Below are 20462 nucleotides of genomic sequence, written 5' to 3' on the forward strand. Positions count from 1 at the left end.
GGCGGGCACACCGCCGCGCGCGAAGTCGGGAAGCTGGAGGCGCTTCGTCCGCACAAGGAGATTCCCGAGGTACCGTCATGAACCAGTACGAACCGGCTCGTTCCTCCGACCGTCCGCTTCCCCCGGCCAGCGGCCTGCCGCACAGCCGCAGCCGTGAACTGCCGCCCTACCGGGGCCTGGTGGCCGTCGACGCGAAGGACTTCACCGGGCACCCCGCGATCGAGCACGGGGTGATCAGCCGGGCGGTGCCGGACCTGCTGGAGCGGTCCTTCGCGCGTGCCGACCTGGCGCATGTCTGGAACGACCGGCGCTTCCCCGCGTCCACCGGAGACGGTTTCGTGTTCGGCTTCGACCCGGCCTGGATGCCGTACGTGATCCACCCCTGGCTGCACACCCTCCAGGACGTGCTGACCGAGTTCAACGTGCACTCGGCGGGCACCGTCCGGATGCGGCTACGGGTCAGCCTGCACATCGGCCCGCTGCCCGACACCGGCGACGAGTTCGACGGCAACGGCACCCCGCGCAACGACACCCACCGGCTGCTCGATTCCCGTCCCGTCAAGGCGATGCTCGCCGCCTCCCGCGAGAGCGTCACTCACGTCGCCGCCATCCTCTCCGACCGCTGCTACCAGGACGCCGTCGCCTCCGGCTACACCGGCCGCCACCCCGACCACTTCGTCGAAGTCCCCGCCACCGTCGAGGGCAAGAACTTCGACCAGCGCGCCTGGCTGTACGTCCCGATGCCCTCCGGCAATCTCTACGACCGCCGCATCCTCGGCGACCACGTCGTCGACGACCACGAATCCGCCCGTCACGACCCGCAGCCGCGCCAGGACGCCGGCCGGACGCACCCCGTCGCCACCCAGCAGGCCGATCGCGGCAACATCAACTCCGGTACGGTGCACGGCGGGCAGAGCGTCACCAACACCGGCCGGGACAGCTGCGGCGGCGACCGCATCGCCGGGGACCGTTTCGGCGGAGACAGGATCGGCGGCAACCGCGTCGACGGGGACTACACCGCCGGCGACCGCCTCGACATCGCGGGCGACTACGTCGGCGGCAACAAGGCCGGCACCGTCAACGGCAGCCAGGGCGACACCGTGCGCGGCAACAAGCGGGAGAAGCGCCGGTGAGCGGGCCCGCCACCGAACCGGCCGAGGAGAACGGCAGCCCGCCCGAACCGGCGTCGGACACGCTCCCCGACGAGGACAAGGACGAGGACGGCGGCGACGACGACGAAAGCGACGACGATTTCGACCGGTTCACGCGGCAACTCGCAGGTGACGACAAGCCGTTCGTCATCTATGCCCCGCACGGAAACATCAACACCGGTGCCGTGCACGGCGGCCAGCGGGTGGAGAACAACGGGGGCGGTCCCGGGGCCCGCCGCGTCGAGGCGCACGAGGGGCCGATCACGTCGCAGGAGATCAGCGACGCCCGCTTCGGCTTCGCCCAACCCGACTGGTTCCGAATGGCGTTGACCGAACTCGACAGCCGGATCCTGTTCCTGGCCGGCGAGTCCGGCAGCGGCCGCCGCACCGCCGCGCTGAACCTGCTGTACCAGCACACCGGCCACAGCCCGCACCTGCGGGCCCTGGACAGCGGCGTGGACCTGGCGTCGTGGCGACCCACCGACGCCAAGGTGCGGGGCTACCTGGTGCACGGACTGCTGCCTCAACACCGCCTCGGGCCAGGGGTGTTGGCGAACCTGCGGGACAGGCTCAAGGCCGTCGACGCGCGCATGGTGATCGTCCTCCCCGACGAGCCGACCATGCTCCGGGGCCTCACCCGCGACCTGCACGTCGAACCGGTCCGCTGCACCCCGCCCAAGCCAGGCGTGGTCTTCGGCGTCCGCCTGGCCGCCGCCGTTCCGTCCGAGCTGCGCCGCAACCGACTGCTGACCGTGTGGGAAAAGCTGGTGACGAAGGACCTGACGCCAGCCCAAGTCGCCGAACTCGTCGATGAGTTGGTCGACAGCGGTGACGAAGGGCCTGACCTCGCCGTGCTGCGCGAGCGACTCAGCTTCCTCGCCGAGGACGAGGTGCCGGAACTGCTCGACCGGCTCCGCGGCGACGCCGACGGCCTGGCCTTCCTGCTGGCCGTCAGCGTCTTCGAAGGCCTCGACCACCGGATCGTCCAGGGCGAGGCCGTCCGGCTGGCCGCCCTGGCCGACGGGCGGCTCGATGCCGTCCTCGCCGGGGACGAGGAGACCACCCGGCCGAACCCGGCGTTTGTGCTGCGCCGCCCGCTCGACGAGCTGCTCCGGGTGGTCCGTGCGGAGTGCCGGCCGCCGGAGATCCGTCGCAGCTCCGGGTTCAGCTACACCGTCGAACCCGTGCACTTCACCCGGCATCGGCAGGGCGAGACCGTGCTGCGCCACGTGTGGCGGCAGTACGGCGGGTCGTCCGCGCTGCTCACCGAGTGGATGGACACCATCCCGGGACGCGACGGGGACCTCGCCGCGCAGGTCGGCCGGGTGATGGGGCTGGTCGCCGGCTGGGGCGGCGGACGCCTGGCGCTGCGGCACATCGAGAAGCTGGCCGGCTCCGACCGGGCGCACAGTCGGAGCGCGGCCGCCCACGCGTTCGGCATCGCCGCGCAGGACCCGGTGCTCGCCAGCGAAGTCAAGTACCGCCTGGAGCAGTGGAGTCACCGGGCCGGCGAGTACCGCCGCTGGACCGTCGCCCGCGCCTGCGGGACGGACTTCGGCCTGGCCCGGCCGGACCTGGCCCTCGCCCTGCTGCGGCGCTGCTACCGGGGCCCGGGCGGCGACGAGGCCGCAGTGGCCGGCGAGGTGCGCCGGGCGCTGCTCGGGCTGTTCGCCGGCGGCAGCCAGGACACGGTGTTCCGCGCCGTCGCCGGATGGGCGGGGGAGTCCGGCCCCGGCGCCGAACTCGCCCTGTGGGCCTTCCCACAGCTGATGCTCCGGGACGCGTTCTGGTTCCAGCAGCAGCTGTCCGACGGCCCCGAACACGCCGCGGCCGTCACCGGGCTGGTCCGTCAACTGCTCGACGACGAAGACCACTTCGGCGAGATCTGCGGTTCGCTGCTGGCCTGGTGCCGCACCGCGGCCTGGGCGGGCGAGTTCCGGTTCGCCGTTGAGCGGCTGCTCCGGGCCCTCGCCCGGGACATGCGGCACGGCGTCCTGCGCCTGTTCGTCGAGATCGGCCGCGACGACCAGGCCGACCCCGGATGCCGTCACATCGCCGCCCGCGCCCTGGAGAACTGGCGCGGCGGCACCACCGCACCCACGGACGGAGGATCCGATGTTCACTGAGAGCGACCCGCCGCTGTACGTCCGGGCCCCGCGAGCCCTGTGGTGGGAGGCGCTGCGGCACCGCTGGGCCGCGCCGCGCAACCGGGCACTCGTCCTGCGCGACCGCAGCGGCGGCTTCCACCGCGCAGGGTCCGGCCGCGCCGATCCGGCGGTCGGACGCCTGCGCCTGCGGGACCACGACCAGGCGTTCCACGTCGATCTCGACCAGCGCAGTGGCACCCGCACCGTCGGCCTGCCGACCGGGCGCGGCACCGAGTCGATCGACCTCCGGGTGCTGTGGTGGGCGGAAGACCCCGCGCAGGTGGTGCGCAGCGGCACCCTGCACGGCTGGCGTCCGGTCCGCCAGGAGCTCGAACGCTGCCTGGGCGTGATCGGCGGCGAGTACGCGGCCGTCGGGAGGCGGATCACCTCCGACGTGCTGCTCAAGTACCTCGGCGGGCCGCGCCCGCTGCCCGGCCACGGCCTGGCGTTCCGCGTCACGGACGCCCTCGCCCGCGAGGACGCCGAGGAGCTGCGGCTCGGCGAACCGGCGGAGGCCGGGGCGCCCTACCCGTGGACGGACACCCGGGAGGAGTACGAGTTCTGCAAGCAGGCCGTCCAGGAAGGGCCGGTCTCGCTCGCCGCGCTCTGGCTGGTGCGCCACCCCGAACAGGTCAGCCAGGTGCTGGACTGGGCGGTCTCCCACGCGGAGCTGATCCGCGGCGAGACCAGCTGGCAGGACGAACTGGCCGGACTGCTCGGCAGGTTGACCGAGCAGGAGCAGCAGGAACTGTCCCTGCTGCTACGCGACCGGCTGTCCAGGCTCGGCCGCCGGGTCCCCGGCCCGCCGCCGCCACCACCGTCCGCACCGGAGTGGACCGTGAACGGCCATGCGGCCGGCGACCGGCTGAACGGGGTGGCACGGTGACACGCCTGCCGGTTCGGCACCGGACGACGTTCGCGGCGCTGCGCCGGCGGCGGGAGGCGGGGCGGCCGGAGTGGCCGGAGTGGCCGGGGGCGGCCGGGCGCAGTGCGCGGGCGGTGGCGGCGATGGAGCGGCTGGCGGTCGCCAACAGCACCGAGATCAACCGGGCCGACGCGAAGGCCGCCGTGCTGCTGGGCTTCACGGGCGCGGCGTTCGGGGCGTTCCTGCCGCTCGGCCGGGGCGGCGGCTCGCAGCTGCTGTGGTGGACGACGGCGATGAGCGCGCTGCTGGCCGTCGGCTGCTTCGTCGCGGCGATCGTCCCGCGCCGTCGCCAGGGGAGGCAGGGGCGGCTGCGGTGGCTGCGGTGGCTGAGGTGGCTGAGGTGGCGCGGGCAGCGCGGGCGGCGGTCGGGGGCGGTCGGCGCGCCCGGCTACTTCGAGCACATCCCCGCGGAGGACGGCGCCGAGCGGCTGAGCAGCGCGTTCGAGGCCTCCGGCCGTGATCCGGGGCAGGCGTTGCTGGCCTCACTGATCGGCACCAGTGCGATCATCCGCTCGAAGTACCGATGGATCGAGGCGGGCACGACGCTGCTGCTGCTCGCGCTGCTGCAGTTCGGCGCGGTGCTGCGGCCGGTCTGACACGCCGAAGCCCCGGCCGGGGGAGGGCCGGGGCTGCGGGCGGGTCGGGGAGACGGAGGCGGTCAGGCGGCGGCGGGGGCCGGGAGGTCGAGGCCGCGGGTGGTGACCAGGTGGGCGGTGCCGTCCACCAGACGGTAGGAGAGGCCGACGACGGCGGTGCGTCCGGCGGCGATCGCGTCGGAGACGATGCGCGAGCGGTCGAGCAGCAGGGCCACGGTGTGCCTTATGTGCTCGTCGATGAAGTGCGAGTTTTCGGTGTGCCCGGCCGCGTTCGCGGCGAGCACGCTCGGGGTGACCCGCTCGATCACGTCGCGGACGAAGCCCTCGCCGGTGGCGCCGGCGGCGACCGCCTCGCGGGTGGCGGCGACGGCGCCGCAGGAGTCGTGGCCGAGGACGATGACCAGCGGGGTGCCCAGCAGGCTCACGCCGTACTCGATGCTGCCGAGCACCTCCGGGCCGAGCACGTGGCCGGCGGTGCGGACCACGAAGAGGTCGCCGAGGCCCTGGTCGAAGATGATCTCGGCGGCGAGTCGGGAGTCGGAGCAGCCGAACAGCACCGCGAACGGGGTCTGCGCCGGTGCGGTCTGGGCTCGGCGGGCGGCGTCCTGGTTGGGGTGGTCCGGGCTGCCGGCGACGAACCTGCCGTTGCCCGCCAGCAGCATCTCGAAGGCTTCCGTGGGGGTGAGGTGCGCGGCGTCTGTCATGCCTCGCAGACTACGTCCCCCGGCTATCGGGAGGCTCGTCCGGGCCACCTCCTGGACTCTTCCGAGCCGTTCGTGAAACGGGAGAAATCGGTCGGGAACGGCCTGAATCGTTCGGATATCGGTGTGCCGGCGGCGATAATTATGCAGGCGATGCGCCATTGGTGCGGATGCAGACGACTGCGACGACTGCTCCGGCCGTTTCCGCGCCGGCATTGACGCCCGGCGCGGCCGCTCAGTAGCAGCGGTACTCGCGGGAGCCCTCGTTGGTGTTGCCGAAATTGTTGCGGAACACCACGTTGTAGTGGCCGTAGCGGTAGCCGTTGCCGCCGGTGTACGTGTACGACAGGGTCTGCACGAAGCCGCCGTTGCCGTAGAAGTTGGTGTACGAGTCGGGGCAGCCCAGGCCGGTCAGGTCGGCGATCGGCGCGGCGGAGGCGGTTCCCGCCAGGCCGAGCGTCAGGGCGCCGCCGAGGGCGAGGACGGATACGACCTTGGCGGTGCGGCGGACGGCCATGTGGGGCTCCTCGGGATGTGGGCCGATGTAGCGGCGGAGAGGATCTTTCCCAGTTTGAGTTGAGCGCGTCAATGGTATGGACCAATCAGGACGGAGGTTGGCCGGAATCCGGCTCGGCGCGCGGTAGCCTTCCGGCGCGCGGGGAACGGCGACGGAGGGAGCGCGCGGTGGACGGCGCGGACGGCTGGGAGTGGGACGAGACACTGTTCGCAGGCACCGCCCAGCACTACACGCGCGGCTGGCTCCCGTACGCCCCCGGCCTGCCGGACGCGCTCGCCCGGGCACTGCAACTCGACGGCACCGGACGGCTGTTGGACATCGGCTGCGGCCCCGGAACGCTCACCCTCGGCCTCGCCGAACTCTTCGCCGAGGCGGTCGGCGTCGACCCGGACCCCGAGATGCTCGCCGAGGCGGCCCGCGCCGCCCCTGCTGTCCGCTTCGCCCGCCCCGCCCATGCCGCCGGACCGGCCGGCAGGGTGCGATGGGTGCGCGCCCGCGCCGAACAACTGCCGCCCGGGCTCGGCACGTTCACCGTCGCCACGTTCGGCAACTCCTTCCACTGGATGGACCGCGAACAGGTCGCCGCCACCGTCCGCGGCCTGCTGCGCCCCGGCGGCGCGGCCGTCCACCTCGCCGACTGGAAGGCCGAGCCGCCGGCCACCGCCGCCCTGCCGTACCCGCCACTGCCGCACGCCGCGATCGACGCCCTGGTCCGCGCCCACCTGGGCCCCGTCCGTCGGGCCGGCCGCGGACTGCTGCCGCACGGCACCCCGGGCGGGGAGTCCGGGATCTTCGCCCGCGCCGGATTCGCCGGCCCCGAACGCCTGATCGTCCCCGGCGGTGCGATCCTGCACCGCACCGAGGACGACGCCGTCGCCGCCGTCCTCTCGCTCTCCTCCTCCGCCCCGCACCTGTTCGGCCCTCGACTCCCCGCCTTCGAGACCGACCTGCGCCGCCTCCTCCGCGAGGCGTCCCCGTCGGGCCGCTTCGCCGTACGCCTGCCGAGCACCGAGGCGGTGATCTGGCGGCGCGACTGACGCACCGTCAACATCCGTGTACCGTAGGTCGGTTGATGGCAGAATCCTGGGACTCCATCGCCGACGGGTACGCGGCCCGGCTGCGGGACGGCTCCGCGCTGCACGAGTTCAACCGCGACGCCCTGCTCGCCCACCTCCCCGAACGCCTCGACGGGCAACGGGTGCTCGACCTCGGCTGCGGCGAGGGCATCATCGCCCGCGCGGTGGCCGCCCGGGGCGCGTCCGTGGTGGGCATCGACCCGTCGCCCGCCATGATCGCCCACGCGCGGGCGCAGGGGACCGGCGTGGACTACGCGGTGGACGACGGCTGTGTGCTGAGCACCGTCTCCGACTGCTCCGTCGACCGGGTCACCGCCGGGCTGTCGCTGAACAACGTGCCGGACCTCGACGCCGCACTCGCCGCCGTGCGACGGGTCCTGGTGCCGCACGGCTCGCTCGTGCTGACGATCCCGCACCCGTGCTTCGAAGCCCCGCACGCCGCCTGGACGACGGACGGCGACGGAACCGCCCGCCGTGTCGTCGGCCAGTACCTCGACGAGGGCTTCTGGCGCTCCGCCGACCCCGGGAGCGTCCGCCGGGCCGGCAATCAGCACCGCACCCTCGCCACCGTCCTGACCGCCCTGCTGCGGCACGGCTTCGTCCTGGAGGCCGTCGCCGAACCGCCCCCCACCGCCCGGCTCGCAGCCGCCCGGCCGGAACGGGCCGCACTGCCCCCGTTCCTGGCCGTCCGGGCCCGACGCGGCGAGTAGCCGGGGGCGGTCAGGCGGTGTCGCGGTAGAGGGCGGCCGTCGCGGCGGTGACGGCGGCGGCGAGGACGAGGGCCCAGGGGAGGTGGTGGTGCAGGACGAGGGCGGCGCCCGGGACGGTGCCGGCGGTCATGGTGAGGGCGGCGAGGATGCGGCGGCGCTGACGGGGCGATCGGCGGTGCGCCAGGCGGGTGTCGGCGGCGAGGCCGGTGAGGGTCATGGTCAGGACGGTGGTGGTGAGGTCGGGCACGCCCAGGCTGCGGACGGTGGCGTTGCGCAGGCCCATGGCGACGGCGAGCAGCGCGATCACGCCGTACTGGAGGGCGCCGCCGGTGCCGAACGCGAAGGCCACGGCGGCGGCCGCGAGGTGCAGCACGGTCTCGGCGGCCAGCGCGGGCCGCAGCCGGCCGGTGGTGTGGCGTCCGCCGAGGGCCGCGCCGAGCAGGAACGCGGCGAGCGAGGTGAGCGAGCCGAGGACGGAGAACCCGGGCGCGCCCGCCAGCGCGAAGCCGATGACCACCACGTTGCCGGTCATGTTCGCGGCGAACACGTGGGCGAGCCCGAGGTAGCTGACCGCGTCGATCAGCCCGCTCACCGCCGTCAGCCCGAACAGCGCGAGCGCCAGCGGATCGCCGTCCTCCGTCGTCGCCCCGACCGGCCGCGCCGGTGGCTCGGCGGCGGCGGTCGAGGGCACGGTGCCTCCCGGGCAGTGAGGTGGCGGACAGTCAGTAGCGTGCCAGAGCGGGGCTGCGCAGCGGCGGAACCCGCCGACACGTTCCGTCGGACGCCTCCCGAGGACCGGGCGACCGGGCATCCTGGTGGCACAACGAGGCTTCGGCGTTCGGAGATTGACGATGCATCGGAAGAACCCGCCCGGACCGCACCTGAACCGCCGAGGCCTGCTGACCGCCGCTGCCGCGGTCGGCCTGGCCGCAGGAGCGGCCGGCCCGGGGAGCGCCGCCGCGGCCGGCCCGCCGCCCGGAGGCCGGGACCCGGAGACCTTCGGGCCCGCGCAGGTGCGGCCGGGCGACCCGCGGTACGAGAGCCTGTTGCGCGGCGACAACCACCGGTTCGTCGGGCATCCCGACGAAGTGCAGGTGGTCGGCAGCACCGCGCAGGTCGTGCAGGCCGTGCAGGACGCCGTCCGCGCCGGGAAGCGGATCGGGGTGCGCAGCGGCGGCCACTGCTTCGAGAACTTCACCGCGGACCCGGAGATCCGGCTGCTGCTGGACCTCTCGCAGCTGGACGCCGTCGGCTACGACCCGTCGCGGCGGGCCTTCGAGGTGCAGCCGGGCGCCACCCTGGGCCGGGTGTACCGGACGCTGTTCAAGGGCTGGGGCGTGACGATCCCGGCCGGCGGCTGCCCGGAGGTCGGCGCGGGCGGGCACCTGGTCGGCGGCGGCTACGGCCCGCTCTCACGGCGGTACGGCTCGGTGGTGGACCACCTGTACGGCGTCGAGGTGGTGGTCGTCGACCGGGACGGCAACGCCCGCGCGGTCGTCGCCACCCGCGAACCCGACGACCCGAACCGGGACCTGTGGTGGGCGCACACGGGGGGCGGCGGCGGCAACTTCGGCGTCGTCACCCGCTACTGGCTGCGCTCGCCCGACGCCGACGCCGACGCCGACACTGACGCCGACACTGGCGCCGCCGCCGCCGACGCCCGGGCGGCCGCCGCGCCCGACCCCCGACGCCTGCTGCCGCCCGCCCCGGCCGAGATCCTCGAAGCGCTGGTCGAATGGACCTGGGACCCGGAGAAGACCACCGAGCAGGCCGTCACCACCCTGATCCGCAACTTCTGCACCTGGCACGAGCAGCACAGCGACCCCGCCCCGCCCTACGACGCCCTCTACGCGATCCTCCAACTCGCCCACCAGGACGCCGGAAGCTTCTCCATGGTCGTGCAGATCGACGCCGGCGTCCCCCACGCGGCCGACCTGGTCGACGAGTTCGTCGCCCACGTCAACGCCGGCACCGGCCTCACCCCCGACGGCGGCAGCGCCACCGCCCCCTGGCTGTACGTCATGACCTGGCCCGGCAACGGCGAGTCCGGCAACATCATCACCCGCCGCTACAAGGGCAAGGCCGGCTACCTGAAGCGCTCCTTCACCGACACCCAACTCGCCACGATCCACCGCCACTTGACCAACACCACCGGCAGCGCCGAGTGCGGCATGCTGATCGTCGGCTACGGCGGCCGGGTCCGCGCCGTCCGCCCCGACGCCACCGCCGTCGCCCAGCGCGACGTCGTGATGAAGGCCGTCTACCACAGCATCTGGGCCGACGAGAGCGACGACGCCGCCCGACTGTCCTGGGTCCGCGAGCTGTACCGCGACGTCTACCGCGACACCGGCGGCGTCCCCGTCCCCGGCGAGGTCAGCGACGGCTCCTACATCAACTACCCCGACACCGACCTCGCGGACCCGGCCTGGAACACCTCCGGCACCCCCTGGCACACCCTCTACTACAAGGACAACTACCCCCGCCTGCAACGCGTCAAGGCCCGCTGGGACCCGCGCGACGTGTTCCGGCACGCCCTCTCGATCGAACTGCCGCGCTGACCTGTCGGGCAGGCCCAGGTCGAACATCCGGTAGGGGATCATATCGGGATGAAGGGGGCAAATGAAGAGGGGGGTGTGGTGTGCTGTGAAGGAATGGGCAAGCAACAGTGCCTGCCTGAAGCGCCGACGGAGCCCGGTGTGCGGTGTGCCGGGTCCTCAGGTATCGGCGGATTCGCGAGGGTGTACTCGGATCAATGCTGACTTTTGCCGACCTGAACTGACGTTGCGTCAGTGGCGTGGGCCGGGTTCTGGCTACGTGCAGGTAGCCGTGGTGCTGGTGCCGACATCCACAGCCGGACCTTGAGACGCAGGCAGGTTCGACTTGAGGGCGGGAACGTCGGCGGTCCGCTGCCGAGCACGATGACGGCGTGACCGGGGGAGATGTGAGGCCGCCGGTGCCGCAAACGCGGCCGTCCGCCAGACCGAGGAGCCCGGGTTCGTACGTGACGGCGCTGCATGCCGGACCAGCCAACACCGCCACCGCTCAATCTCTGCGGGAGGTGAGGCGGTGACGCGGAAACGTGCCAGTCGGGGATGGCATGGGCGCGCGAGAGGCGTTAGATGGGCGGCTCTTCCCCGGGAGGGAAGGCTGCCGGGTCCCAGGTGTACAGACGCCAGATGCCGCTCTCCAGAGGGACCGGTACCGGCTGGCCGGTCTCGTCCTCCCGGATCCAGCGCAGACGGATTCCCTGTCAAGTTCTTGTGTTCAGGAACCAGTGGCGAGGTGCCGCGCATCTGCAAGCTCGGCCGCGCCTCGACATCCACGGGGTGCCCCTGGTGATCGATCAGTTGTGGAACGATGGTGGCTGGTTCGGCTGTGGGTCTGTTGAGGTCTCGCGGTGGCCGGCCATCGGCCCGGCAGGATTCCCGTGCACTTTGTGCGCCCTGCCGGGCCTCTCTGGGCCTACGGCTCGGCGGAAAGACTCTCAGCCGACCGCCGCCAGTCAGCTTCGGGCGCGTTCGACGATCCCGCGCAGGCTGATCGATTTCTTGAACGGGTTGCCCATCTCGTCCTCGGCGTCGGCGTACTCGTCGAACAGCCCGGGGTTGATCTGCGCGCTGCGGACAAGGTCGTCGGTGTGCGCAAGCGGGCAGGCCCGGCAGCTCAGGCGGCGCATGCCCTGGTCGTACGCCTCGTGGTGGGCGATGCCGTTGTCCTGGTGGATATTGGTAGGCGCGGATATTGGATGTTGCGGAATGCTTTCCGGGGGTTGAGGAACATCCATGCCAGATCGTGCGCTGAGGCCGGGCCGGTCTCCGGAGGCCGTTGACCTGGGCTGATCGTGGGCTCCAACCTTCGCGGGTCGATGTTGTCGATCTTCGGAGGGCCGTTGTGGCGGTCGAATTTCTGACGGATGAGCAGGCGTCCCGGTACGGGGCGTTCTACGGCGCCCCGGCGCGGGCGGGGATGGCCCCCAGGCCGACGAGGCGCCGCGCCGGATGCGCGACTGCTCCCCGCGCCCGCGGGGATGGCCCCCCGTTCCCGGCAGCGGGTGCCGGACGTGGTCCGGCACCCGCTGCGCAGCCTGGTGGCGGTCTTCCGCCGCCCGTTGTTCGTCTTCGACGCCTGCCTGGTCGTCACCACGGCCCACCCCTGGGGCGGCGGCGAAGGCCCGGTGCCTGGGAGGCTACCGGCACGAGGTGTACCGGGACGACCGGAGCGCCCGCCCTGACCTACGGGTCTGGGAGCTCCGGTCGTCCCGGAGCCCGTGGTGGCGGCACGGCCCCGAAGCGTCCGGCCGCCGCGCGGGGGAGTGCCTGCTCGCCGGTCCGCTTCCGTGCGGTCCGACCGGCAGCTGACCGCTCACCTTCAGGGAGCAGGGAGGGTGCGTGGGTCAGCTGCGGGAAAGCCCCCTCCTCGGAAGGCGGCGGTACAGGAGGATCGCGCCTCGGGCCGCCAGGTAGCCGAAGGCGGACAGGACGAGGAGCTGGGGCAGCAGGGCGGTGGCGGCGGACGCCTGGCCGCCGAAGAGCAGGGGGTGAGCAGCGGTGGGGCCGCGAGGACGGTGGCGGCCATCACCGCGTCCCTGGGCCCGCGGGTGCTGCGGGCCGGCGCGGCTCCGGTGGCGAGCGGGGCCCAGAGGCCGAGCCCGGAGGTCGTGAGGACCTCGATCCATTCCTCCCCGCCGCCGGCGGCACCGACGGCCGAGGCCGTGACGACGACGGCGAGCCACAGCCCGGTGCCGGGGCGGCGCTCCCGGTCGGGCGGGGCGAGCAGGAGGATCAGGGTGTTGAGCGTGATCAGCCCCAACCCGCGCGGGCCGAGGCCGAGTTCGGCTGCTGCGGCTCGGTCCAGGCCGAGCAGCCCGGTGTAGGACAGCAGGCAGAACAGTGCCGCCGAAGCGGCGGCCAGCAGGGCCAGGACCCGTGCGGCGGACCAGCGGTCGGCCACCACCGCGCAGGCCGTGAGCGCGGCCGGGACGAGGAAAGAGACCGCCGCCAGGAGCGGGCCTCCGTCGGGGAAGCCGCTGGTGGAGGAGCCGTGGGTCTCGGGGCTGACGGCGGTTCGCACGTCGCGCACGACCGAGGCTGCCGCGTAGGTTCCGGCGAGCAGGGCGGCGATCGGCGCCGCGGTGGCGAACGCCCGGCCCGTCGGGCGGTGGGAGACCAGGCCGAGCCGGACCCGGACTCCGTGCCCGGCGACGTCGGCCACCTCGCGCAGCCCTCCGGCCGGACCGGAGAGCGATCCGGCGGGCGGCGAAGTCGGTCACCTCCGCGAGCGCGCCGGTGCCGTACGAGGACGGGTAGAGCGCGAGGGCCCGCCGGAGAAGCCAGGCGTTCAGGGGGTGCTTCGAGGTCATGCCGAGCCTCCTGCGGAACGGGTCCGGGGTGCCGCCAGGCGGCGGTCCGCCTCGCGCAGGGCGGAGCGCAGGCGGTCGGCCTCGGTCCTGAGCGACTGTTCTCCGTCCGGGGTGAGGGTGAACACGCGTCGGGGGCGTCCGTCCACCGTCTCCTCGCGCTCGACGCGGATCAGCCCCTCAGCCAGCAGGCGGTCAAGGGTGCCGTAGAGGCTGCCTGCGCCCAGTCGCACCCGACCGTCGGAGATCGCGGCGACCTCGTCCCCGAGCGCGTAGCCGTGGCGCGGCCGGTCGGCGAGTGCGGTGAGGAGGAGGAAGGTCGGCTCCTGCATGGAGCGTTTGTTCTTCACCCGGCACACCGTAGTACGGTCACCGTAGTATCTGGCAAGAGGCGCCCCCGTTCTTCTCGGCCGACTGCGGGCCGCCCGCCCGGCGGCCCTTCGCTTCGCCGGGCCCCGCCCGCACCCCGGGCGGCAGCGGCGCGAGGTCCTGGGACACCCTTCCGTCCCGGCTGTGATTCACGTCACTGCTGGCGGCTCGGTGCAGCACCCGGCCCCGTTCCGCCGTCATGGGGGCAGTGATCGGGACGGGACGAGGAGAGGAGGTCGGCGGGTGAGGTTTCGCAGGAGCGGTCCGGGCAACGGATTCACGGAGTTCGTCGCACAGCGGTCGGGAGCGTTGTTCCGCACCGCGTATGCGCTGACCGGTGACGTGCACGTGGCCGAGGATCTGGTGCAGGAGACGCTGGAGCGGGCGTGCCGACAGTGGCGGAAGGTCGCGGTGGCGGACTCGCCGGAGGCGTACGTGCGCAAAGTGCTGGTCAACCTGGCCAACGACCGCTGGCGGCGGCTGTCGCGCCGGGGCGAGCGCCCCGGGCTGTCGGGGGTGCCCGAGACGGCCGACCCCCGGGACCGGTTCGGGCAGGTGGATCTGCGCGCGGAACTGATCGAGGCACTGCTCGGGCTGCCGATGGGCATGCGCAGCGTGGTGGTCCTGTACTACCTGCACGATCTGGACGCCCGGCAGGTCGCCGACGTCCTGGACATCTCTTCGAGTGCGGTGAGGTCCCAGCTCGCCCGCGGCCTGGCCAAGCTGCGCGATTCCGTATCGGGCGCCCAGGCGCCGCACACGCCGTCGGCCGCTTTCGGAGGTACGAAGTGAGGAACACGTCATCCGGACCGGCCCCGTTCGAGCCGGGCCTCGAAGCCGAGCTGCGTGCCGCGGTGGCTTCCTTCGCCGACGGGCCGACGGCGCCGGTCGTCGACGCGGCCGCGATCGAGCGAGCCGTCAGCCGCAGCCGCACCCGCCGGGCGCTCCTCGGCACCGCTGCGGCGTGCTGCGTGCTGGCGTGCGCCACGGTGGGGTTCTTCGCGCTGAAGCCCGTGCCGCCCGCGCCCGGCACCTCCCTGTCCCCACCGGCGAACGGGGCGTGCACCCCGCTCGCCACCGGCACCCCCAAGAGCGGAAGCGCCGATGCGACTCCGACACAGGAGCAGGAGCAGACCGCGGGAGCGGGCATCGCGCTGCCGGACCTGGCCGGCATGCCGGTCGAACAGGCCGAAAGCCTGCTGCGCGGACTCGGACTGAGCTGCACGATCATGCGGCACACGGACTGGAACGCTCCCGCCGGGCAGGTGATCAGCAGTCAGCCCCGGGGCGGCGCAGAACCGGTGGCACCGGGCTCGTCCGTCCTCCTGCTGGTCTCGACGGGCAAACCCGGCGGAACCTGAGCGATCGGGCCCTTCGGCCCGCGCGCCGGCCGAGTGACCCAGGGGCCGGTGCCGGGCAGTCCGTCGACCGCGGCGCACCGGCTGGACGCCCGCCCCTTCGGGCTGCTGCTGGACTTTTCCGAGGGGCGCGTGCGGGGAGGGGAGTGGGGGGAGGGCTCCTGCCGGTGGGGCGCAGGGCCGTGGCGTCGGCGGAGCATGCGCGCACAGACGCTCCGCCCGTGCGCGCGCCGACCGCCGACTCCCCGTCCCGGCCGCGCCATGGCCTCGTCACGGTCCAGCGACAACGGCACCGCCGCACCCTCGCTGCTGACACCGTGTCAGTCATGAGACTCCGACTTCTCACGGTCGGCCTGACCGCCGCCGCGCGCCGCGAGCACCCGGAAGCGAGGTGACCGGACCCTTCCGTACCGCGCGTCGCGGCCGGCGCGCGCCGACCCGTGCCAGCTGCTATCCAGGACTCATGGGTCGTTTGAGCAGGTCACAAGGCATCTACAGGTGTCAGGAACGTGAGGCTGAGCGGCCGAGTCGGTCCCCTTCCTGCAAGTGAGAACCCCACCAGGGGTGAACGGAACGCGAGACTGTCTCCCCCCTTGCGGTCCGTTCACCCCTGAACGGACCTTCGCCCACCCGGGCCATGTGCCGATCGTTCAGGGTGAACGGACTTTCGCATACGACGGCGGGTAGGAGACGGGTGTGAGCACGTTCCCGTACGGCTTCGACGCGGAGAAGCTACGGGCGGCCCGCACCGCCGCCGGCGCCTCGGTCGCCCGGATCGCCCGCGAGGTTGGCGTGACCGAGCGGGCGGTGAGCCTCTACCTCGCCGGTAGCCGCGTTCCCCGCCCGGAGCTGCTGCCCCGGCTGGCCAGGGCGGTCGGCGTCGCCCCGGCGGACCTGTGCACCGTTGAGCACGAGCGCCTGGTCCACCTGCGCGTGTTCACCGGCCGCAGCCGCTGTGCTGCTGGCGATGCGCGCCGACAACGGGGGCGACGGCGGCATCATGGCGCTGATCACCCTGATCCGGCGGTTGGGCGCGAGGGCGGGGCGGAGGGCGACGGCCGTACTGACCGTGCTGGGCATCTTCGGCGCGGCGCTGTTCTTCGGCGACGGCATGATCACCCCGGCGATCTCGGTGCTCTCCGCGGTGGAGGGCGTGGAAGTCGTCCAGCCTTCGCTGGAGAAAGCGGCGGTGCCCCTGACGGCGGGCATCCTGTTGCTGCTGTTCCTCGCGCAGCGCCGGGGCACGGCGGCGGTGGGCCGGGTGTTCGGGCCGGTGATGATCCTCTGGTTCACCGTGGTCGGGGCGTGCGGGGCGTGCGGGGCGTGCGGGGCGTGCGGGGCGTGCGGGGCGTGCGGGGGGTGCGGGATCAACGAGCACCCGCAGATCACTGTTCCTCGACACCCGCGACCTCAGCTCCCGCCGGGTCCCGCTGGTCCTCGACGGGCTGCGGCTGCTGGTGATCGACACTCGGGTCAAACACGACCTGGCCGACGGCGCCTACGCCGAACTGCGTGCCGGCTGCGAGCGGGCCGCCGACCTGCTCCGGCTCCCCGCACTGCGTGACCTCTCGCTGAGCGGCCTTGCCGAGGCACTCCGCCGCCTCCCGGCCGAACTCTGGCCCCTGGTACGGCACGTGGTCACCGAGAACGCCCGCGTCGAACAGGCCGTCACCCTGCTGAACGCCGGCGGCCCGGCCGCGCTCGGCCCGATCCTGGCTGCCGGACACGCCTCACTCCGCGACGACTACCGCGTCTCCTGCCCGGAGACCGACCTCGCCGCCACCACCGCCGAGGCAGCCGGCGCGCTCGGCGCACGCATGACCGGCGGCGGCTTCGGCGGATCCGTCATCGCCCTGGTCCCGGAGACCGCCGTTGACACCGCCCGCGACGCCGTCGCCACTGCTTTCCGTCACGCCGGCCACCGCGCTCCGCGCACCTTCACTGCCACTGCCTCCGCCGGAGCCCGCCGGCTCGTCTGACGACCTGGTGCAGCAGTGGAACGGCCGGGAACCTGTCACGGTCGCGGCCGGGGTGGTGAGGACGCGCACCATGCACGGCCGGCGCTTTGAGCGATCGCGCCGGGTTGCGCCGAAGCCGGTCCGATCATCGGCCCGGTGCTCTACCGTCTCCGCATGCGACCTCCGCTGCTGCACCGGCGCTGTCCCGAACTGGCCGGCTCGCTCCCCTTCCTCCGGCTCGGCGAGGGCCCCACGCCGGTCCGGGTGCTGCCCGGGCTCGACACGCGGGCCGAGTTGTGGATCAAGGACGAGAGCGGATACGGCGACGGCGGCTGGGGCGGGAACAAGGTCCGCAAGCTGGAGTGGCTGCTGCCCGAGGCCCGACGACGCGGTGCGAGGACCATCCTCACGGTCGGCGGCCTCGGCACCAACTGGGGCCTCGCCGCGGCCTGTTACGCGCGGGAACAAGGACTCCGGGTGGCCCTGGGCCTGATCGACCATCCGGTCGACGAGCATGTGCAGGCTCAACTGGCACGGCTGCGCGCCTCCGGGGCGACGCTGCACTTCCTGCACACCAAAACCGGATTGATCATGGCCGCGCCCTGGCTCTTCGCCCGGCACACCTACGGCCGTACCCCGCCGTACTTCCTCCCGGCCGGCGGCTCCTCACCGCTCGGCGCGCTCGGCGCCGTCGAGATCGCCCTGGAACTGGCCGGACAGGTCGAGGCGGGAGACCTGCCGGAACCGGCATGGCTGGTCACTGCGGTCGGGTCCGGCGGCACCGCCGCAGGACTGGCCCTCGGGCTGCGCCTCGCCGGACTGCGCACCCGCGTCCTCGGCGTCGTCGTCAACGACACCCTGCGGCTGGACACCGCCACCCTCCTCGGCCTGGCCCGCCGCTCCGCCGCCCTCCTGCGGGACCGGGGCGCCGACCTCGGCCGTGCCAGGCCCGCCCCCGACGCGATCCGCACCGAGACAGCCTGGCTGGGAGACGGCTACGCACATCCCACCCGCTCCGGCGACCAAGCCCTCGCGCGAGCCGCGGCACAGGCCGGCCTGGCGCTGGAGCGCACCTACACCGCCAAGGCACTCGCCGCCCTGCTCGACCTGGACGCGACCGGCCGCCTGGAGGGCGGCCCCGTGGTCTTTCTGCACACCCACGGCCCGAGATGAGACGACGCCCGCGGGAGCTGCTCATGGTCCTGCCGCGGTTTCCGGTGGCAGCGGCCGGCCGGCTTGCGGCAACGGAAGACGCCGGGTCGTAGCGCGGTGAGCGGGCCGCGTCCGGCGTGCGGGTGGTCCGTCACTGCGGTCGTGTTCGTCGTGTTCGCGGACGATCAGCCCCTTCTTCCCCAGCTTGCCGGCGCACAGTCACTGAGCCCTTCACATGCCTGTCAGCTCCCTCCGGGAGGGCTGACGGGTCGTCAGAAAAGTCAGCAAAAAGTCAGCAAAAAGTCAGCATTCATCCGCCCAGACCCTGCAAAACGGGCCCACAGATGGGAATCGGCGAGGTGGTGGCGATCCTCGGTGAGACCTCCGCTGAAGCCAGCCGCGACCTCTTGACGCTGTCGCCGGGCCTGGCCGCGAGGTGCCTCCCAGTACCTGCGGCCGGGGGCGCGCCGAGGGATGGTTTTAGCAGGTCAGAGGCGGTTTCCGCGTGCCTTCAGGGCTACGTTCGGAAGCTCCGGGGCGGGCAGTCGGTCGCCCGGGTAGCCCTGGACCTCACCGAACCGAACCCCCTTCTCCCAGTCGATTCGTGCTTGTACGATCTCCTCACTGGATCGGCCGATAAAGTTCCACCACAAAGTGATCTGGTCGTTGGAGCCGACCGCTATCAGGCTTCGGCGGTTTCGCCAAGGAAGTGCATGCTGCCGTACTGCTTGATGCGCTCCGCCTTGCGCTGACCCACGGGGGATACCTTGCGCGCGTGATAGACCTGGGCGAGCCGGGTCTTCGCCGACTCCTGGTCGGCGAAGCCGGACTCCTCGGTCTGCTGTCCCGATGCGTTGCGGTACCTGATCTTGTAGTTGTGTGGGCACTTGCTCCAGCGGGACTCCGGGTGCTCGCACTCCTTGAAGAAGCTGCCCATGCCGCGGATGAGGCCTGTCGTCGCCATGCTCGTCTCCGGGATCTTGCTGACCTTTTGCTGACCCCGGATGTTGGACCATGCTCCTGAGCTGGGGAGAAGCGTCGATCTCGTGATAACAAGGACAACTACCCCCGCCTGCAACGCGTCAAGGCCCGCTGGGACCCGCGCGACGTGTTCCGGCACGCCCTCTCGATCGAACTGCCGAACTGACCTGTCGGGCAGGCCCAGGTCGAACATCCGGTAGGGGGCATATCGGGATGAAGGGCGCAAATGAAGAGGGGGGTGTGGTGTGCTGTGAAGGAATGGGCAAGCAACAGTGCCTGCCTGAAGCGCCGACGGAGCCCGGTGTGCGGTGGGCCGGGTTCTCAGGTATCGGCGGATTCGCGAGGGTGTACTCGGATCAATGCTGACTTTTGCCGACCTGAACTGACGTTGCGTCAGTGGCGCGGGCCGGGTTCTGGCTACGTGCAGGTAGCCGTGGTGCTGGTGCCGACGTCCACAGCCGGACCTTGAGACGCAGGCAGGTTCGACTTGAGGGCGGGAACGCCGGCGGTCCGCTGTCGAGCACGATGACGGCGTGACCGGGGGAGATGTGAGGCCGCCGGTTTTGCAGGGCAGGGGGTCGGCGTCCGTGCTGCGGTCCTCCTCGCCGACCGCGTCCTCGTGGACGGTACCGACGATGAGCCCGCGCAGGGACCCGAGGGCAGGTGGCCACGCTGCTCGCACGAGTACACGATTCGGTACCGCAACGCGGCCGTCCGCCAGGCCGAGGAGCCCGGGTTCGCCAACTCGGAGAAGGCGAAGACCCGGCTTGTCGAGCAGTTCGGGGATTACGTGGAGGAGTGGCGGAAGCCCCAGCGTGCGTGTCAGGATCCGCTGTTCGGCGTCGATGTCCTCGGCGTGGAACTCCGGAGACTTCGCCGATGCGGGTGGCGGTGCAGGCGCTGTGGACGACGCCGTCACCCCAGCCGCGGTAGTGGTTGTAGGAGGCGTCGACGAGTGCGGCTGCGAGTTCGGTGAGAGCGTCCCAGTCCCGCAGGGCGAGGCTGCGGGGTTCGAGCGGCTCGTCCTCGGCGTGGTGAAGTTCGTGCTGCCAGTCGCCGACGTGGGCCGGCCCGTTCGCGATCGGCCCGTCGGCGACGGCCTGGCGCAGGATGCGGCGGAGCACGGTGAAGGCGTTCTTGACGGTGGATCGGCTGCAGCCGTCGGCGGTCCGCGCGAACACGGTGCCGTGGATCAGGCCGATGGTGATCAGGCCGACGGGCAGGTGTCCGAGATCTGGGAGGATCCGCAGGCACAGGCCGGCGAGGTAGGGGGCGTGAAACGGTATCCGGCCGCGGTGCGCCGATCTTCGGGCCGGACCTGTACCTGATCAGCCTCTGGACGCCCGTCGACAAGGTGTCGTTCGACGAACTTGCGCTCTACCTGTTCGTCGCGCGGGGGAGGGCCGAGGCGGGCCTGGAGACGGTCTGGACGACACCCCGGACGTGGTCGTCAACAACTACTACG

Annotated in this window: 19 protein-coding genes and 3 pseudogenes; 15 read left to right on the top strand and 7 right to left on the bottom strand. The window is 72.5% G+C overall.

Going from position 1 to position 20462, the window contains the following annotated elements:
- The first annotated feature begins 77 nt into the window (after positions 1–77).
- From AMK19_RS10140 to AMK19_RS10155, 4 genes are read left to right on the top strand one after another with little or no spacing between them, the layout of a single operon-like run.
- The gene (locus tag AMK19_RS10140) at positions 78–1133 is read left to right on the top strand and encodes a hypothetical protein (RefSeq protein WP_073810237.1); all 1056 of its coding nucleotides are present in this window, start codon (positions 78–80) and stop codon (positions 1131–1133) included.
- Complete coding sequence (locus AMK19_RS10145) at positions 1130–3277, top strand: hypothetical protein (RefSeq protein WP_083646630.1); 2148 nt, start codon at positions 1130–1132, stop codon at positions 3275–3277. The genes AMK19_RS10140 and AMK19_RS10145 overlap by 4 nt, the downstream gene beginning before the upstream one ends.
- The gene (locus AMK19_RS10150; protein ID WP_073810238.1) at positions 3267–4184 is read left to right on the top strand and encodes a hypothetical protein; all 918 of its coding nucleotides are present in this window, start codon (positions 3267–3269) and stop codon (positions 4182–4184) included. The genes AMK19_RS10145 and AMK19_RS10150 overlap by 11 nt, the downstream gene beginning before the upstream one ends.
- Complete coding sequence (locus AMK19_RS10155) at positions 4181–4819, top strand: Pycsar system effector family protein (RefSeq protein WP_143200139.1); 639 nt, start codon at positions 4181–4183, stop codon at positions 4817–4819. The genes AMK19_RS10150 and AMK19_RS10155 overlap by 4 nt, the downstream gene beginning before the upstream one ends.
- Positions 4820–4881: 62 nt before the next feature.
- On the opposite strand, the gene AMK19_RS10160 is transcribed toward AMK19_RS10155, so the two are convergent.
- A complete protein-coding gene (locus tag AMK19_RS10160; RefSeq protein ID WP_073810242.1) occupies positions 4882–5523 on the bottom strand; it encodes a carbonic anhydrase in 642 nt (213 codons plus the stop codon).
- A gap of 232 nt (positions 5524–5755) precedes the next feature.
- Positions 5756–6037: a hypothetical protein gene (locus AMK19_RS10165; protein ID WP_073810243.1), complete on the bottom strand. Its 282-nt coding sequence runs from the start codon at positions 6035–6037 to the stop codon at positions 5756–5758.
- Between the two features lie 167 nt (positions 6038–6204).
- Here AMK19_RS10165 and AMK19_RS10170 point away from each other — a divergent pair, with 167 nt between their 5' ends.
- Together AMK19_RS10170 and AMK19_RS10175 are read left to right on the top strand one after the other, a co-directional pair.
- Complete coding sequence (locus tag AMK19_RS10170) at positions 6205–7074, top strand: class I SAM-dependent methyltransferase (RefSeq protein ID WP_073810245.1); 870 nt, start codon at positions 6205–6207, stop codon at positions 7072–7074.
- A gap of 35 nt (positions 7075–7109) precedes the next feature.
- On the top strand, positions 7110–7823 hold the full coding sequence (locus tag AMK19_RS10175; RefSeq protein WP_073810246.1) for a class I SAM-dependent methyltransferase: 714 nt from the start codon (positions 7110–7112) through the stop codon (positions 7821–7823).
- A 10-nt stretch (positions 7824–7833) separates the two neighbouring features.
- On the opposite strand, the gene AMK19_RS10180 is transcribed toward AMK19_RS10175, so the two are convergent.
- A complete protein-coding gene (locus tag AMK19_RS10180; RefSeq protein WP_198953284.1) occupies positions 7834–8514 on the bottom strand; it encodes a YoaK family protein in 681 nt (226 codons plus the stop codon).
- A 160-nt stretch (positions 8515–8674) separates the two neighbouring features.
- Here AMK19_RS10180 and AMK19_RS10185 point away from each other — a divergent pair, with 160 nt between their 5' ends.
- Positions 8675–10381 carry an FAD-binding oxidoreductase gene (locus AMK19_RS10185; RefSeq protein ID WP_073810248.1) on the top strand — a complete coding sequence of 569 codons (1707 nt, stop codon included), beginning with the start codon at positions 8675–8677 and terminating at the stop codon, positions 10379–10381.
- Between the two features lie 944 nt (positions 10382–11325).
- On the opposite strand, the gene AMK19_RS35110 is transcribed toward AMK19_RS10185, so the two are convergent.
- From AMK19_RS35110 to AMK19_RS10195, 3 genes are all read right to left on the bottom strand, one after another.
- The gene (locus AMK19_RS35110; protein WP_143200140.1) at positions 11326–11607 is read right to left on the bottom strand and encodes a hypothetical protein; all 282 of its coding nucleotides are present in this window, start codon (positions 11605–11607) and stop codon (positions 11326–11328) included.
- A 584-nt stretch (positions 11608–12191) separates the two neighbouring features.
- The gene (locus tag AMK19_RS10190; RefSeq protein WP_073810249.1) at positions 12192–13034 is read right to left on the bottom strand and encodes a hypothetical protein; all 843 of its coding nucleotides are present in this window, start codon (positions 13032–13034) and stop codon (positions 12192–12194) included.
- Positions 13035–13178: 144 nt separating this feature from the next.
- A complete protein-coding gene (locus tag AMK19_RS10195) occupies positions 13179–13511 on the bottom strand; it encodes a PadR family transcriptional regulator (RefSeq protein WP_073810844.1) in 333 nt (110 codons plus the stop codon).
- 280 nt (positions 13512–13791) lie between these two features.
- Here AMK19_RS10195 and AMK19_RS10205 point away from each other — a divergent pair, with 280 nt between their 5' ends.
- From AMK19_RS10205 to AMK19_RS10235, 6 genes and pseudogenes are all read left to right on the top strand, one after another.
- On the top strand, positions 13792–14340 hold the full coding sequence (locus AMK19_RS10205; protein ID WP_073810252.1) for a SigE family RNA polymerase sigma factor: 549 nt from the start codon (positions 13792–13794) through the stop codon (positions 14338–14340).
- Positions 14337–14909, top strand: coding sequence for a PASTA domain-containing protein (locus AMK19_RS10210; RefSeq protein WP_073810253.1), 573 nt, complete (start codon positions 14337–14339; stop codon positions 14907–14909). The genes AMK19_RS10205 and AMK19_RS10210 overlap by 4 nt, the downstream gene beginning before the upstream one ends.
- Positions 14910–15602: 693 nt before the next feature.
- A pseudogene (locus AMK19_RS38600) lies at positions 15603–15743 on the top strand (hypothetical protein); the annotation flags it as partial.
- A 118-nt stretch (positions 15744–15861) separates the two neighbouring features.
- Positions 15862–16470: a KUP/HAK/KT family potassium transporter gene (locus AMK19_RS38425; RefSeq protein WP_338015780.1), complete on the top strand. Its 609-nt coding sequence runs from the start codon at positions 15862–15864 to the stop codon at positions 16468–16470.
- Complete coding sequence (locus AMK19_RS10230; protein WP_073810255.1) at positions 16364–16885, top strand: hypothetical protein; 522 nt, start codon at positions 16364–16366, stop codon at positions 16883–16885. Before AMK19_RS38425 ends, AMK19_RS10230 begins: the two co-directional genes overlap by 107 nt.
- Before the next feature lie 153 nt (positions 16886–17038).
- Positions 17039–18037 (top strand): pyridoxal-phosphate dependent enzyme, encoded by a 999-nt coding sequence (locus AMK19_RS10235; protein ID WP_073810257.1) that lies wholly within the window; start codon positions 17039–17041, stop codon positions 18035–18037.
- Positions 18038–18504: 467 nt separating this feature from the next.
- Here AMK19_RS10235 and AMK19_RS37065 read toward each other — a convergent pair.
- A pseudogene (locus AMK19_RS37065) lies at positions 18505–18666 on the bottom strand (pirin family protein); the annotation flags it as partial.
- A 404-nt stretch (positions 18667–19070) separates the two neighbouring features.
- Between AMK19_RS37065 and AMK19_RS10245 the strand changes: the two are divergent.
- Both AMK19_RS10245 and AMK19_RS10250 read left to right on the top strand, forming a co-directional pair.
- Positions 19071–19163: pseudogene (locus AMK19_RS10245) on the top strand (BBE domain-containing protein); the annotation flags it as partial.
- 736 nt (positions 19164–19899) lie between these two features.
- On the top strand, positions 19900–20325 hold the full coding sequence (locus AMK19_RS10250; RefSeq protein ID WP_073810258.1) for a hypothetical protein: 426 nt from the start codon (positions 19900–19902) through the stop codon (positions 20323–20325).
- Positions 20326–20462 lie beyond the last annotated feature (137 nt).

The sequence above is a fragment of the Kitasatospora sp. CB01950 genome, from assembly GCF_001905465.1.
Taxonomy (GTDB): domain Bacteria; phylum Actinomycetota; class Actinomycetes; order Streptomycetales; family Streptomycetaceae; genus Kitasatospora.

Excerpts from the sequence above, each read along its gene's own strand:
- AMK19_RS10160 (WP_073810242.1), bottom strand. The coding sequence starts at position 5,523 with ATGACAGACGCCGCGCACCTCACCCCCACGGAAGCCTTCGAGATGCTG.
- AMK19_RS10185 (WP_073810248.1), top strand. The coding sequence starts at position 8,675 with ATGCATCGGAAGAACCCGCCCGGACCGCACCTGAACCGCCGAGGCCTG.
- AMK19_RS10175 (WP_073810246.1), top strand. The coding sequence starts at position 7,110 with ATGGCAGAATCCTGGGACTCCATCGCCGACGGGTACGCGGCCCGGCTG.
- AMK19_RS35110 (WP_143200140.1), bottom strand. The coding sequence starts at position 11,607 with ATGGATGTTCCTCAACCCCCGGAAAGCATTCCGCAACATCCAATATCC.
- AMK19_RS10235 (WP_073810257.1), top strand. The coding sequence starts at position 17,039 with ATGCGACCTCCGCTGCTGCACCGGCGCTGTCCCGAACTGGCCGGCTCG.
- AMK19_RS10165 (WP_073810243.1), bottom strand. The coding sequence starts at position 6,037 with ATGGCCGTCCGCCGCACCGCCAAGGTCGTATCCGTCCTCGCCCTCGGC.
- AMK19_RS10140 (WP_073810237.1), top strand. The coding sequence starts at position 78 with ATGAACCAGTACGAACCGGCTCGTTCCTCCGACCGTCCGCTTCCCCCG.
- AMK19_RS10150 (WP_073810238.1), top strand. The coding sequence starts at position 3,267 with ATGTTCACTGAGAGCGACCCGCCGCTGTACGTCCGGGCCCCGCGAGCC.
- AMK19_RS10195 (WP_073810844.1), bottom strand. The coding sequence starts at position 13,511 with ATGCAGGAGCCGACCTTCCTCCTCCTCACCGCACTCGCCGACCGGCCG.